The 13778-nt window shown below is 63.4% G+C and carries 17 protein-coding genes and 1 tRNA gene; 13 read left to right on the top strand and 5 right to left on the bottom strand.

Annotation, left to right across the window (positions count from 1 at the left end):
- Nucleotides 1–63 precede the first annotated feature (63 nt).
- Entirely contained in the window at nt 64–948 is an 885-nt protein-coding gene (locus tag ACIBVQ_RS23295; protein WP_399179849.1) for an SMP-30/gluconolactonase/LRE family protein, read from the top strand.
- Between the two features lie 130 nt (nt 949–1078).
- On the opposite strand, the gene ACIBVQ_RS23290 is transcribed toward ACIBVQ_RS23295, so the two are convergent.
- Entirely contained in the window at nt 1079–1636 is a 558-nt protein-coding gene (locus ACIBVQ_RS23290) for an IS630 family transposase (protein ID WP_399179847.1), read from the bottom strand.
- A 164-nt stretch (nt 1637–1800) separates the two neighbouring features.
- Nucleotides 1801–2559, bottom strand: coding sequence for a hypothetical protein (locus tag ACIBVQ_RS23285; protein WP_399179845.1), 759 nt, complete (start codon nt 2557–2559; stop codon nt 1801–1803).
- Between the two features lie 363 nt (nt 2560–2922).
- Between ACIBVQ_RS23285 and ACIBVQ_RS23280 the strand changes: the two genes are divergently transcribed.
- The 4 genes from ACIBVQ_RS23280 (at nt 2923) to ACIBVQ_RS23265 (ending at nt 6621) form a co-directional block, all read left to right on the top strand.
- Nucleotides 2923–3456 (top strand): SMI1/KNR4 family protein, encoded by a 534-nt coding sequence (locus tag ACIBVQ_RS23280; protein ID WP_362915094.1) that lies wholly within the window; start codon nt 2923–2925, stop codon nt 3454–3456.
- Between the two features lie 1164 nt (nt 3457–4620).
- Nucleotides 4621–4788, top strand: coding sequence for a hypothetical protein (locus tag ACIBVQ_RS23275; protein WP_399179843.1), 168 nt, complete (start codon nt 4621–4623; stop codon nt 4786–4788).
- Nucleotides 4789–5039: 251 nt separating this feature from the next.
- Nucleotides 5040–5960: a hypothetical protein gene (locus tag ACIBVQ_RS23270; RefSeq protein ID WP_399179841.1), complete on the top strand. Its 921-nt coding sequence runs from the start codon at nt 5040–5042 to the stop codon at nt 5958–5960.
- A gap of 4 nt (nt 5961–5964) precedes the next feature.
- Nucleotides 5965–6621, top strand: coding sequence for a hypothetical protein (locus tag ACIBVQ_RS23265; RefSeq protein ID WP_399179839.1), 657 nt, complete (start codon nt 5965–5967; stop codon nt 6619–6621).
- 449 nt (nt 6622–7070) lie between these two features.
- Here ACIBVQ_RS23265 and ACIBVQ_RS23260 read toward each other — a convergent pair whose 3' ends face one another.
- Both ACIBVQ_RS23260 and ACIBVQ_RS23255 read right to left on the bottom strand, forming a co-directional pair.
- Nucleotides 7071–7784: a creatininase family protein gene (locus ACIBVQ_RS23260; RefSeq protein ID WP_399179837.1), complete on the bottom strand. Its 714-nt coding sequence runs from the start codon at nt 7782–7784 to the stop codon at nt 7071–7073.
- Nucleotides 7781–9100 carry a helix-turn-helix domain-containing protein gene (locus ACIBVQ_RS23255; protein WP_399179835.1) on the bottom strand — a complete coding sequence of 440 codons (1320 nt, stop codon included), beginning with the start codon at nt 9098–9100 and terminating at the stop codon, nt 7781–7783. The genes ACIBVQ_RS23260 and ACIBVQ_RS23255 overlap by 4 nt, the downstream gene beginning before the upstream one ends.
- A gap of 143 nt (nt 9101–9243) precedes the next feature.
- On the opposite strand from ACIBVQ_RS23255, the gene ACIBVQ_RS23250 reads away from it, so the two are divergent.
- The 5 genes from ACIBVQ_RS23250 to ACIBVQ_RS23230 all read left to right on the top strand — a co-directional run bounded on the left by ACIBVQ_RS23250 (nt 9244) and on the right by ACIBVQ_RS23230 (nt 10685).
- A complete protein-coding gene (locus tag ACIBVQ_RS23250) occupies nt 9244–9423 on the top strand; it encodes a hypothetical protein (protein WP_399179833.1) in 180 nt (59 codons plus the stop codon).
- Nucleotides 9423–9785 (top strand): hypothetical protein, encoded by a 363-nt coding sequence (locus tag ACIBVQ_RS23245; protein ID WP_399179831.1) that lies wholly within the window; start codon nt 9423–9425, stop codon nt 9783–9785. The genes ACIBVQ_RS23250 and ACIBVQ_RS23245 overlap by 1 nt, the downstream gene beginning before the upstream one ends.
- Before the next feature lie 61 nt (nt 9786–9846).
- Nucleotides 9847–10065 (top strand): hypothetical protein, encoded by a 219-nt coding sequence (locus tag ACIBVQ_RS23240; RefSeq protein ID WP_389847261.1) that lies wholly within the window; start codon nt 9847–9849, stop codon nt 10063–10065.
- Between the two features lie 102 nt (nt 10066–10167).
- The gene (locus ACIBVQ_RS23235) at nt 10168–10527 is read left to right on the top strand and encodes a hypothetical protein (protein WP_399179829.1); all 360 of its coding nucleotides are present in this window, start codon (nt 10168–10170) and stop codon (nt 10525–10527) included.
- The gene (locus tag ACIBVQ_RS23230) at nt 10527–10685 is read left to right on the top strand and encodes a hypothetical protein (RefSeq protein WP_399179827.1); all 159 of its coding nucleotides are present in this window, start codon (nt 10527–10529) and stop codon (nt 10683–10685) included. The genes ACIBVQ_RS23235 and ACIBVQ_RS23230 overlap by 1 nt, the downstream gene beginning before the upstream one ends.
- 92 nt (nt 10686–10777) lie before the next feature.
- On the opposite strand, the gene ACIBVQ_RS23225 is transcribed toward ACIBVQ_RS23230, so the two are convergent.
- A tRNA-Gly gene (locus ACIBVQ_RS23225) sits at nt 10778–10851 on the bottom strand.
- A gap of 99 nt (nt 10852–10950) precedes the next feature.
- Here ACIBVQ_RS23225 and dcd point away from each other — a divergent pair.
- The 3 genes from dcd (at nt 10951) to ACIBVQ_RS23210 (ending at nt 13646) form a co-directional block, all read left to right on the top strand.
- Complete coding sequence (dcd, locus tag ACIBVQ_RS23220; protein ID WP_362915096.1) at nt 10951–11526, top strand: dCTP deaminase; 576 nt, start codon at nt 10951–10953, stop codon at nt 11524–11526.
- Between the two features lie 497 nt (nt 11527–12023).
- Nucleotides 12024–12641 (top strand): DUF47 family protein, encoded by a 618-nt coding sequence (locus tag ACIBVQ_RS23215; RefSeq protein WP_352014610.1) that lies wholly within the window; start codon nt 12024–12026, stop codon nt 12639–12641.
- Nucleotides 12642–13646 (top strand): inorganic phosphate transporter, encoded by a 1005-nt coding sequence (locus ACIBVQ_RS23210; RefSeq protein WP_352014611.1) that lies wholly within the window; start codon nt 12642–12644, stop codon nt 13644–13646.
- Nucleotides 13647–13778: the final 132 nt, after the last annotated feature.

Genomic DNA, 13778 nt, shown 5'->3' with positions numbered 1-13778 from the left:
ACTCCGGTCTCGCCATAGCTTGATACTGTTCAGCAATAGTACGCTATGACTGAAGGAAATTTGATGACGAGTCGATTCAAGGCGGAATTCCTGACGCTCGACGAGCGGTTCGCGGGTTACGACGGAGACACTCATGTCGAGGTGCTCCACAGCGGAAGCAGGAAGACCGAAGGACCTGCCTACTTCCCGGCCGGCCGCTATCTGCTGTGGAGCGACATCCCCAATGACCGCCTGCTGCGCTGGGACGAGACCACCGGCGCGGTCGGGGTCTTCCGCCAGCCGTCAGGCAACGCCAACGGCAACACCGTCGATCGTGAAGGGCGGCTGATCACCTGCGAGCAGGGCGCCCGCCGGGTCACACGGACCGAGCACAACGGCGCCATCACCGTCCTGGCCGACAACTACCGGGGCAAGAAGCTCAACAGCCCCAACGACATCGTGGTCAAGTCGGACGGCTCCATCTGGTTCACCGATCCCCGGTATGGAATCACCGGCTACTACGAGGGCACACCTGCCGAGAGCGAGATCGGCGCGGACCACCTCTATCGTCTCGACCCCGACACCGGGGAACTGACCGTCGTCGCCGACGACTTCGTCCGCCCCAACGGCCTGGCCTTCTCCCTCGACGAGTCACAGCTCTACGTCGTCGACACCCGCAAGCGGCACCTGCGGGTGTTCGACGTCACCGGCGACAGTCTGAAGGGTGGCCGGGTGTTCGCGGAGGCATGGTTCGACGGCATACGGCTCGACTGCTACGGCCGGATCTGGGCCGCGGCCCTCGACGGGCTGCACTGTTACGACCCGGACGGCACGTTGATCGGCAAGCTGCCGCTGCCCGAGGCAGCCAGCAACCTGACCTTTGGCGGAACCAAGCGAAACAACCTGTTCATCACCAACTCGGCCGGAGATCTCTACTCCATCCGCGTGACCTTCGCAGGCGCGAAATGAAGCCTCCCCCAGGGCCCCGGCGAGTCTGTGATTTATCACCGTAGCCTTTTGAAGCGATTCCGAGCGGCGGGTCTAACACGCGGCATGACGCGGCGAAACTGCCGAAGGCTCTCATTTGTGCTGGTGAGGGTTAGCAGGTACAGGCGGAAGACCACGCCGCGGTCGTACTGTAGGTCGGCAGAAACACCAGCTCGGCATCGTTGGCAGCGGCCCAGGCTTTGACCTGGGGATGCTTGTGCGGCGAGTAGTTGTCCACGATCAGATAGAGGGTGCCGCCGGGCCAGCGCTCGCGCAGGGACGTGCAGAACGACAGGAACTCCCGCCAGCGCTTGCGCTTACGGATCCGGTAGTAGAGCTTCCCGGTGGCCAGGTCCAGGGCGCGGAGCAGGTGCATGACCCCGCCGTAGCGGTTGTAGGTGGCCCGCAGGCGGCGGGGATCCTTGCCCGGCCGCCAGGCCTTGCCCTTGCGGGGCTGCAGATTCAAGGGGCCGAACTCATCCACGCAGATCACCCGCCCGTCCTTGGGCGGGGCATCGTAGAGGGTCAGGACACGCTGCATCTTGGCGACGAATTCCGCATCGTTGCTGCTCTTCCACGTCGTGGTGCTCTGCCATGACACCTTGCCGGGCGCACGATTATGAGAACCCTTTGAGGCAAGGCCCCTTGAACGCGATGTCCTTCGAATCATGATGCTGCGGATTAAAAGTGGATGGCCCTTTCATGGGTCAAGGACGCGTTGACCCGCATGTGATCACTAAATCTCCTTCAACTGCGGCGAGGTCATTCCGTATATGCTCCGGATCTTGCTCTGTATGACGGCCAGGAGGGGGCCGGTCTGTGGTGGGTGCTGATTCAGTAGCGGTCGTCAGGCCAGTGAGGATCCGTCCAGCGGGCGAGGTCGGTAAGTCCGAGCAGTCGTATCCGGTGGAGCAACTCCGCGGGAGCGTTCGCGGCCTGGAGCCGGGCAGGGGCGTGACGGATCAGCCAGGCTGTCAACTCGGTACGCATCTCTTCCTCGTTGTTCCAGCTCTGCCATGGGAGTTGGTCTCCCAGCAGGTCGTACTCCCAGTGCGTCACCGCTTCGATTAGGTGACGGTCGGCCATGGCGCTCGTCTGCGCCTCCCAGGCGTGTAGCCATGGGCTGATTGCGGCGGAGGCCTCGGCACACAGGGCGAGGACTTGGTGGGCGGGCACGGCGGGATCCGAGTCGATGAGAGTGTGGGCCCACCAGGCGTTCAGAAATTCCCGCACCGCTGCTGTCTGATCGGCCGGCCACTGCTGCCACTCTCCACGAGCGAATGAACGCCCGACCTCCTCCATGCCGAAGAGAGGCTCGACGAGGCCGCCGACGAGGGCTCTCGACAGCTGAGGCAGAATGCGGCGCAGCACCGACGCGTGATCGTCCCAATCGGCGGCCTGCCAAGTGCGATGCAGGAGATCAAGGTCCAGCTCCGTGTCCGGCTCCTTCAACCGTGCGAGTTCCTCCGCGCTGCCCCAGTGGCACTCGCAGTTGTGCTCGTTGCGGCGGGCGGTCATGCCACGGAAGGTGACGGCCATACGATTCAACGCGACGTCGAGACGGAATCGTGCGGATGTCTGGTCAAAGTTCATCGCGGGCGTTCGCCTTCAAAGACTCCGGAAGGTCACACCGTCCGAAGATTGTCACCTTAGTGGAATCCAATGGGAGACGGAAACGGCGTTGTCAGCTTGGGAAGTCTCTATCGCGCCTGGCCGCTGAGCTGGGAGGATGCTGTCCTGTGGGGGAGTGGGGTGAGTGACCGTGGTTCCCCGTGAGTCCCCCTTGATCACCCTTCTGACGGGCACGCAACGGGCACAGCCGGAGAGCCCCGCGCGGACGGGACGATCAGGCCCACCCCAGCCACCTACGGTCTTCCGGTCCGTTCTGGCGATCATCCCGGAGCTGAGTGCCCCCGCCGGAGGCTGATCGTCACAGCGCATCACTACAGTCGGGTCATGAGTGACGATCAGAGTGCGCTTGACCGTCTTATCGCTCTGGTTCCCCCGCCCGCTGAGCCGGTCTTCGGCACCGGAAGCTGGGAAGAGCTGACCGCTGACACGGGGGTCAGGTTTCCCGCCGACTACATGGCCTTCATCGAACGCTACGGCCGTTGCGAGTTCGCCCGGTGGATGGCGATCTACGACCCCAGAGAACCGTCCAAGGAAGGCGAGTGGGATCTGGCCTTGTGGGGGGAGGAATACCGTGACTTGCGTGATGACTCGCCCGAGGATTACCCGCTGGCGATGTGGCCGGAGCCCGGTGGCTTCGTCGCCTGGGGCAGCACGATCGACGGTGAGACGTTCGGGTGGCTGACCGTGGGCGAGCCGGAGGAATGGCCGGTGCTCGTGCTCTACCGCCTTGATCTGGAGCTGGGGCCGGTCTACGAGAGCATGACGGAGTTCCTGCTCGGATGGGCCTCGGGCCTGCGGTACAACGGGCGCGGGGTCGATAACGCTGGTCTGCCGCTGAGGTGTCTTGCCTGGGCTTGAGGTGCGGGCGGCGGCGTGCGGCTGGAGTCGGAGAGTGCGTTGGGTACGGCGAGCGCGCGGTGCGGTTACGGCCCGGGGCGCCGCCGGACGCAACCAACGTCTCAGGAAACAACGAAGGCCCAGATCGGAAATCCATCCCTGACCCGGGCCTTTATGAGTGGAGCGGGTGACGGGAATCGAACCCGCGCTGTCAGCTTGGGAATCGGCTGCTGGTGTGGGTGGGTTGAGCTGGGAGAACGTGGGTGCAGGTCAGGGCAGGCCGAGCGCCCGTGAGTCCCCGTGAGCGACCGTGGTTCCCCGCCTGTTCTGGCACGGATCTGGCACGTGATCAAGGTACTGACCTCGTGCCATGCCCGAGCGAGGTCCTGGACCGTCGATGGCTCCAACCGTGAACAAGAGATCAGTCGGCACCAGGCCGAGGAAGGGCGATACCGCTCCACTAGGGGTTGCAAGAGGACTGCGTTCTGAGCGGCGCCAGGGCTTGTGAGCAGAGGAAGAGTACTTCCCTTGGATTGCGAGAAAGATCATCCCACATATATCCGCGCGGGCCCAGCATGTCGAGTGGGCGACAGGGAGTTCCTGTAGCTCCGGCTGATCGCCGTCCGAACGGGCATGACGGGATCGTGCGCGGCTGGTTCCTCTCCTATCTCATCCAAGATGAGCCAGCCCACAACGCTAACCCAACGATCACTCAGTGTAGTTGACTAGTAACCTTGCGAGACATCTCTAGATGCTAGAGATCAGATTGAGATGACAATTTGATAACAAGGGGCCTATTTCACGAGATTGTGACGTGATCTACGTCACGCCCAATTGGTTACAAAACGCGACAATACGCCTAATTCGGGCATGGGTATATTAGGTAAATTAGTAACTTCGCAGGTCACAAGTCCGCTTTGTTCTGGCGACTCATGATCCTCGGCGCGACCCTCACGCCCCAAAAGCGTCGGACGCTACCTCTAGAATCTTCGGCAAGCACGGAAAGCCCGGCTACAGACGGTCGGGCAGGTGCCTGATCTATGTCTGTAGCCGGGCCGTTTTACCTTGGCAGGAAAGCGATCCTAGCATTCAGCTGTGAGCTCCGGTATAAGGGGGGCTCATTTGGTCAGGTCCCGGCGTGCAGTGCGGTGGAACAGCTCCATCGCGAAGCCACAGGAGAGACACATGGCTACCTCGCTTGGATCGACAGCGCGCACTGGTGAGAAGTGCCCGGCCAGCGGTGTGTGGGAGGTCGTCGGCACTCCTTCGACCACCGCCCCCATCGCTCAGGGCAACATCATGCCGCCCTACCGCAACGCTGCCGTCACCTGGAAGCTGAAGAGCTACGCCTGATTTGCTAGAAGAAATACCTAGCAACACGTGAGCGGCCGGACAGTAGGAAATTCTGTCAGTCCTGCTGTCCGGTTCCCTCTAGAAGTCATCAGTACGGACTCTCAGGCGTTTACGTCACCACGGGTTTGCCCTTTCCCGCGGGACTATTTCGTGCTCTATTTTCCGCTGTTCTATGTGCCATTCGGCTCTATTTAGAGGCAGCATGTAACAGCCAGCCCGCTTCCAGTGTGTGAAACGGATACCTAATGACGATGACTAGCATTGACCGTGGAACCCTGCTCTCGCAGTGGATCAAACCGTCAAGTGATTCTGAGCAGGAACGGCAGGAACGCGCCGTGAGGATGATTAAAGATGCAATTAAATCGCATGCGCCCTTCGGCGGTGTCGACATTAGGATCTACGCCAAGGGGTCGTATGAGAATAACACGAACGTCAAGCGTGACAGTGACGTCGATATCGTTGTCGAATGCCATGAGTGTACCTTCTATGATTTTCTACCAGAAGTAACGCCAGCGGACAGAGAGTATGCCCAGCAGTTCCTTCCTCCATACGGTGGCCCGTGGACACCTACTGCATGGCGTAGGGAAGTCGTAGCAGCGATGGCTAACAGATTTGGTGATTCCGGAATAGACACTTCTGGTAACATCGCCATCAACATTGCGGAGGTGATCGGTAGCCGCCCCAACGCGGATGTTGTCCCCAGCTTTCCGCATCGGCGGTTTCGCAATGCCCATCCAATGAACTGGGACCAGGGTAGCCACGTCGTGGCGCGTGACGGGTCCGAGGTCGTCAACTGGCCGATCCAACAGTTGGAGAATGGGCGTGCCAAGAACATCCGCACAGGTGGCAGGTACAAGAACATGGTCCGAGCGCTCAAGAATGTTGAAAACGTCCTCGTAAAGGCTGATCTCCTTGAAGACCTGCCCTCATACCTCATGGAATGCCTAGTGTACAACGTGGCAGACAGTTCTCTTAAGACAGACGATCTTGACAGCGCCTTTCGGCAAGTTCTTCTCGACTTGGCGCTACCTCTCGTTACCGCCAACGGGACAGACCACTGGACCGAACCCAACGAGATCAAGAAACTCTTCGGTGACCAGCAGAAGTGGACCGTCCAGGATGCCCACGACCTGGTGTTCACTTCTCTCAAGTTCATGGGATATATAAACTGACGCAGTGCCATCACATGCTCAGTTCGCACGATGGGGAGCAACTGTCCTGTCGATCGCCTATGCGATCGCGCTCTACGCGACCGGCGTGCATCCGCAGACTGGGGTGGGGAAGGCCATCAGTTATGTACCCACTGTAATCAGCTTAGCTGTTGTAGCTTTCGACAAATGGCTATGGCGAATCCCTGGCATTCATCGTTTAGTGGGTCGCCCGCGATTGGATGGAACCTGGAAAGCAACTCTTCGACCAACGCTGGAGAGTCGTATTCCTGAAGGGGGAAACAGGGGTCCAATTAATGCTTATGTGATGATTGAGCAGACTTACTGGTCAATTAGCATAACTCTAATCACGGTAGAGAGTATGTCTCATTCAAGGGGTGCCGTCTTTAATAAAATTGCCGATGGTGACCGGAATTATTTGAGCTTTGTTTATGGAAATCGGCCACGGCAAGAGCATGCTTTAAGGAGTCCTCCGCATATAGGTGCAGTCGAATGGGCTATCGCCGGAAGGACTCCGCAGGAGATTTCTGGCCACTACTGGACTGATCGACTCACTACTGGAGATATGCAGTTGCAGTTCGTTGGCCGGGCTAGCGATCATGAATCATTTCGTGCAGCTCACAGTGAGTACCTTCGGTCAAAGAAGAAATCGTCTGCACGCTAATGTGGCGGCCAGTGCGCGGAAGTAACCTCGCCAGGTCTATAGATAATGGCCGAATTATACAGCGTTTCTTAGCCCAGGTGTCCGATGGGCCGGGGCTGAGGAACGAAGCCCTGGACTGTCGATCGCCCCCGACCACGTGAGAGCTCAGCCGTCATCAGGCGATCGTCGGGCGTAACCGTCTAAGACCTGAGAACAGAAGGGTCGGCGGACTTGTCAGTCTATTTTCCAGGGCGGCGGCGCGGCCCCAGTGCGGTGGCCGATGGTCGAGTGCGGCGCGTGGGCGGTGCGGCGGGCGGCCCGTGGTCCCGCCGCTGGCCGAGACCGGCGCCCACGCCGCACGCTCGGGCGGCGGGCCGTGCGGCGGCGCGCCGCGCCGCCGCGCTTGATACCCATGAGAACAACTCGGCAGTGCCCGCGCTACGTGATTGCGATCGCTTCGCGCCCAGTGCTCAGAGCTTGGCCAGCAGGGCCACTACGTCGGCGAAGCTGCCGGTCAGGGAGTCGAGAACAGCCTTACCTTTTTCGGCGGTGCCCAGGGACGGGCGCCCGATGACCCCGGTTCCGGTGTAGGCCCGCATACCCTCAGTCAGCAGATGGCGGCGGTCGTCGGCGATGTGGTCAGCGTCCTCGTAGCCAGGGCGGATCACTTCAGGACAGGCGTGAAGCAAGACGGAGGTCTCGATCTCTCCGGCGTGCATGTCCTCGTGCATAGAACTGACCAGCTCAGCAGCTGCCCTCGCCTCCTGCCAGTCCTCCCGGGTGGGGAACAGCGCCATCACACGACCTTCTGCGCTGGCCTCCTGGACGACGTTGCTCAGCACGTAGTTGCCGCCGTGCGCATTGACCACCACCAGAGCCCGGGGGCCAGTACGGGTGACCGAGTCATACACGTCGGTGATGACGGCGTGCAAAGTACGGGCGGAGATGCTGACGGTTCCGGGCCAGGCGCTGTGCTCATGAGAGCAGGAGATCGTGATCGGGGGCAGCAGCAGGACAGGGTAGGCCTCGGCGATCTTTCGGCAGATCAGGATGGCGATGATCGTGTCAGTACTCAAAGGCAGGTGGTCGCCGTGCTGTTCGAAGCTGCCGACGGGCAGGACGGCGATGGGGGCGTTGCGGTGGCGTTCCTCGGTGGTGGTCGCGGTGGGCAGCGCGTGGATCACCGTTCTCCTTCTGGTAGCCGGGGCGCGGGCAGGAAGAAGGACTCGGCGAGGAGGTCGAGTCTGGTGAGCAAGTCTGCCACGGGCCGATCCGTCGACCACCGGGACAACTGGATCCGGAGGGCGGTGAGCTGGCCGGCCACTCGGCTGGAACGCAACGCCTGGATCCGCGGGATGGCCTCCTCGGTTACGGCGCGGGCTTGGTCGCGGTCGCCTGCCATGGCGTAGGCGGTGGCCATGCGGGTCAGGAACAGGGCGTGGTCGCGGGCCTGGCTGGCGGGTGTCCACTGGGAGCGGCTGGCCTCGAAGATCGGGATCGCGGTGCTGGCCTGGCCGAGCAGGAGCCGGGTGGCTCCGGTTTCCATGGCGATGTAGGCGGGTGTGCAGTATGGCGCGCGGTCGGGTTCGGTCTGGCTCAGTCCTGCGGTGGCTTCGATGAGGGCGGTCTCTGAGTCGCGGGCGGAGTCGGTGGCTTCGCCCAGGTGGGCGTTGGCGATGGCCCGGGTGCGCAGGATGACGGCCCGCAGACGGGAGGTGAGGGCCTCGGGGGTGGTCAGGGCGGCGTTGGCCAGGCCGAGACCGTGACCGTGGTCGCCGGATTCGATGGCGATGGCGCTTTTGCGCATGAGGACGTAGGAGATGACGCGCCGGTCTCCCAGCTCCATCGCGTAGTCCAGGGCTTTGTTGGTCCACATCGTGGCCTGAGAGAAATCGCCAAGGTCCTGGTGAAGCCAGCCGCAGAATTCCAGCAGTTCGCTGGCGAAATTGAGCGCTTCGGCACGGTCGGCGCCTCGCGTCACCCGGCAGACGTGCCCGATCAAGGGGATCTGGCTGGTGACCGCGTTGACGAGCAGGGGCGGCCCCATGATGGCCTCGGCCTGGATATGGCCGGTGAGAACGTGCCGCAGGCCGGAAATGACGGGGCGGCTGGAGGTGCCGGTCAAGGTCGTGAGGTACTTCGTCGGCACATCTGGTTCCGGCAGCGGGACCTGGCCGGATGGCGCGGCATCTGGCGTCGGGAACGGGCTTTTGGGGGCCAGGCCGAGGGTCGTGCGGGCGGGGTCGGGCATGTTCAGGCCGTCAGCGATGCGTTCGATGACCTCGAATGAGGTGACCTGCACGGTTCCTTTCATGATCTCGCTGATCTTGCCCTGGCTGAGATTGACCGCGATGCCGATGCGGGTCTGGCTGGCTCCGGTGTGCTGGCGGATGAGCCGGAAAAGCTGCCCGATGTTCCGACTTCGGAGACTTTCCAGGGTTTCGGGACGTTGCCATACTTCCGGCAGGATAACGACTGGTTCAGTCGCATCTGCGGGCATATGGAATATCTCCTTGAAAGCTCGACTTTCGGGTATTCAACGGTTGCCGCCGAGTGGTTATCCCGTCAAGGGATACAGACCATCCGCCTGAAGGATTCTGCGCCGGGATGGGAGACATCGGTGCAGGTGAAGACCCTTGACCTATGACTGGCGAGGATACGCCGACGAGGGCGGCGGAGAAGAGGTGCCCGGCCTGTCGCGGGCGGGGCTGGCGGTGGGTTCGCCGTACCCGTGCTGAGATGGCGCTGCTGTTGGACGGGCAGGCCGTGACGCTGGTCCGGGTCGCGTGCCCGGACTGCCTGTCGGCGAGTGAGGCGGCGTGATGGGCCGCCATGACCGCCCTGTCGCCGGGCCGGGGCCGGTGGCCGGTGCGATGGAGGCGGCTCAGGGGCTGCGGCGGGAGCTGGCCAGGCTGGGGATCGCCTGTGACGTGCACACCGGACACTGCCTGGCCCTGGTGTCGGTCTGGTCGGGGCTGGTGGTGTGGACCGACGGCCGGACCTTCCGGTGGCGTTCCGGCCGCGACGTCATCGGCCGGGTGGTGCGGAACAGGCCGGGCTGGGACGCCTACGGGCGGGTCGAGGACCTGGCGGGTACGGCACAGCGGGTGGCGGCCCGGTATGCCGAGCTTCGCCGCCTGACCGCGTCCACCGAGACCGCGCCGAGCAGCGGGGTTCCGCTGTGACGGTGAGGGCGGGTGCCTGAGCCCGCACCCGGCCCGGCCGCTTCCGGACCACATGAGGCTGGTGTGGCGCAAACCGTGCCAGGCCGAGCGGCTACGGGTGATCGCGTGGAGCTGCGACTGCGGCGCGGTGGTGTACGAGCTGTGCCATGCCGGTGGACAGGCGTTCGTTCGCCGGACGCACCATTTCAACGGTGCCCGGATGGTGCATGAGACCTACCGGTGGCCGATCCGCAAGGGCGATGACGTCTGGAAGGCGTTGCTCTGCGGTCAGGCCCGGTAGAACGGCGCGGCGGGACGGGGTCCCCTGGTCTTGGAGGGGTCCGGGGAGCGTTACCCCTGTCCCGCCGCGCTCCTTATATTGCGCCGCCTGTGATTGCTGCCGGTGAAGGGTTGTCATCTCGACCTCGGCGCGCGGACGGTCAGGATCGAGGCGTCGGTGGCGGAGATGAAGACGGGGGAGTTGGTCACCGGTCGTCCGAAGTCGGACGCGGGCGCTCGGGTGGTCACTCTGCCGGAGATCATCATCGGTGACCTGACCTGGCACCTCCAGCGGTTCAGCGAGCCGGCACCTGACGGCCTGGTCTTCGTGGGGGAGAAGGGTGCCCAGCTCCGGCGGAGCAACTTCACGAAGGTCTGGGCCAAGGCCTTCACGGAGGCCGGGATTCCGAAGGTTCACATTCGCGACCTGCGGCACGCGGGCAACACGCTGGCGTCGATGACGGGGCCTCGCTCAAGGAGTTGATGGCGCGGATGGGGCACTCCAGCACCAAGGCGGCGATGGTCTATCTACACGCGGCCAAGGACAGGGACCAGGCCATCGCTGATGCGCTGGGGGAGATCGTTAAGGAAGGGCTCAAACTCAAGGAAGACGAGCCGACCGCCGAGGGCAAGATCAACTGATCTGGCACGAAACTGGCACGCGAGTGAGAAACGTCTCAGGAAACAAACAAGGCCCGGGTCTGGAAACCATCCGTGACCTGGGCCTTTATGAGTGGAGCGGGTGACGGGAATCGAACCCGCGCTGTCAGCTTGGGAAGCTGATGTTCTGCCATTGAACTACACCCGCAAGCGGCGAACCGCGTCCCCTACTGTAGCGGAAACTTCAGGGTGTCCGCTCACCTGTGGGCCTGCTTTCGGTGGGCATGTGGTTGGTAGGTTGCCTCACGTGCTGCTTTCCGATCGTGACATCCTCACCGAGATCGACTCCGGCAGGGTCAGGCTTGACCCCTTCCAGCCGGAGATGGTCCAGCCGTCGAGCATCGACGTACGGCTGGACCGTTACTTCAGGGTCTTCGAGAACCACAGGTATCCGCACATCGACCCGGCGGTCGAGCAGCCCGACCTGACGCGGATGGTCGAGCCCGAGGGGGACGAGCCCTTCATCCTCCATCCGGGGGAGTTCGTGCTGGCGAGCACCTACGAGGTCGTCACGCTGCCGGACGACATCGCCTCCCGCCTTGAGGGCAAGAGCTCGCTGGGCAGGCTGGGGCTGCTCACCCACTCGACCGCGGGGTTCATCGATCCCGGGTTCAGCGGGCATGTCACGCTTGAGCTCTCCAACGTCGCCACGTTGCCGATCAAGCTCTGGCCCGGCATGAAGATCGGCCAGCTGTGCATGTTCCGGCTCAGCTCGCCGGCCGAGCACCCCTACGGCTCGGAGAAGTACGGCTCCCGCTACCAGGGACAGCGGGGGCCGACGCCAAGCCGTTCGTATTTGAACTTCCACCGAACGCCCGTCTGAAGGCGAACCTCCGCCCGAAGGTGAATCTCCTGCCTGAAGACGGAGCCCCGTCTGAAGGCGACCTCCCGCCCGAGGGCGAGCTCCTGTCTGAAGACGGACCCGCCTGAAGACGTCCGAAGACGGCCCGCAGCCCGAAGGCGTCCGAAGGTGAGCCCCCCGTTAAGGGCGAACCGTCGTCCGAGGACGGCCCCCATCTCAGGGGTGATGGAAATCACCTGACGGCTACAAGGCCGACACCTGGGGCGTCGGGGCGGTAACGCACCGATCACCGTCTCCTCGGGCGGCTCCATAGATGACCAGTTTCCACGTAATATGGGTCAAAACCAGCATAACGGTCATCGGAAAGATGCACCCAAGGCTCACTCAACCCGCGTGTTGCCAGGTATACGCCGGGTAGCGACAGCTGGAAGAGTAGGCGTCTAGCGGGTGAAGTTCGCATTTCCGCTGGTAACCCGTACCCTTCTCTGCGGACCATCCCCGCACATCTGGAGAACGACGTGCGCCTGCGTCTCACGCCTAGTGAGGACAGCTACTACGACTTGTTCGCCGACTCGGCGAACAACCTCGTCACAGCGTCCCGACTGCTGGTAGAGATCATCAGCGACGGGTCGGACAGGGAAGCCCTGGCCGAGAAAATGCGCGCTTGTGAGCACGCCGGTGACGAGCGTACTCACGCGATCATGAACCGGCTCAACGAGAGCTTCATCACTCCCTTCGACCGTGAGGACATCTACCGCCTCGCCTCGAACCTCGACGACGTGATGGACTACATGGAGGCCGCGGCCGACCTCATCGTCCTCTACCAGATCGACCACCTCCCCAAGGAGGTCGTCCGTCAGGTCGAGGTCCTGGAACGTGCCGCGGAGCTCACGGCGGAAGCCATGCCCCGGTTGCGTTCGATGCGAAACCTGAACGAGTACTGGATCGAGATCAACCGGCTGGAGAACCAGGGAGACCAGGTCTACCGCCGCCTGCTCGCCAAACTCTTCGGCGGCGAGTACGACGCGTTGACCGTCCTGAAGATGAAGGAGGTCATCGATCAGCTTGAGATGGCCGCCGACGCCTTCGAGCACGTGGCCAACACGATCGAGTCGATCGCGGTCAAGGAAAGCTAAGTGGACCTCACGCTCGCACTCGTCATCGGCGTGGTGGTCGTGGCGTTGGCGTTCGACTACACCAACGGTTTCCACGACGCGGCGAACGCGATCGCGACCTCGGTCTCGACGCGTGCGCTGACGCCGAGGGCGGCCCTCTTCATGGCCGCCGCGATGAACTTCCTGGGCGCCCATCTCGGCACACAGGTGGCGGCGACCGTCGGCAAGGGCATCATCGACGCCCCGAAGGGCACCCACGGTCTGGTGATCGTGGGTTCCGGTCTGATCGGCGCGATCGCCTGGAACCTCATCACGTGGTACTTCGGTCTTCCCTCGTCGAGCAGCCACGCCCTCATCGGGGGCCTGGTCGGCTCGGCGATCGCCTCGTCGAGTGTCGTCCACTGGGACGGCGTCGTGGACAAGGTCGTCATTCCGATGATCCTGTCGCCGGTGCTCGGGTTCTTCCTCGCGGCGATCATCATGATCGCCATCCTATGGGGTTTCCGGCGCTCCCAGCCCGCCAAGACGAACCGGGGCTTCCGGCACGCCCAGACGCTCTCTGCCGCGGCCATGGCCCTCGGTCACGGCCTGCAGGACGCGCAGAAGACCATGGGTGTGATCTTCCTGGCCCTGGTGGTCGGCGGGTTCCAGCACGACGGGGACCCGATCCCGCAGTGGGTCATCCTCTCGGCCGCGACGGCCATCTCGCTGGGCACCTACGCCGGTGGCTGGCGGATCATGCGGACGCTCGGCCGCCGGATCATCGCCCTCACCCCGCCGCAGGGGTTCGCCGCCGAGTCGGCGGCGGCCGCGGTGCTCTACGTCGCGGCTCTGGGCTTCGGTGCTCCCGTCTCGACCACCCACACGATCACCAGCGCGATCATGGGCGTGGGCGCAACCAAGCGCCTGTCGGCCGTGCGCTGGGGGGTGGCGGGCAACATCGTGACCGCCTGGGTTCTCACGATCCCGGCGGCGGCACTGGTCGCGGCGCTGTCCTACTACGCGCTGCACTGGATGGTGGAGTAGGCGCGGGGGGGCCCGCCGCGCCCCCCCCCCCCCCCCCCCCCCCCGGCCCCCCGCCGGCCCAAACCACCCCGGGGGACCCCCCCCCACCAAGAAGGGGCCCCCCCCCCGGGTGGGGGGCTGGACCTAAACCAA

It is taken from the genome of Streptosporangium sp. NPDC049376, from assembly GCF_044466505.1.
GTDB lineage: Bacteria > Actinomycetota > Actinomycetes > Streptosporangiales > Streptosporangiaceae > Streptosporangium.
The sequence above is the reverse complement of the archived record's forward strand: the minus strand, read 5'-3'. Positions and strand labels throughout refer to the sequence as shown.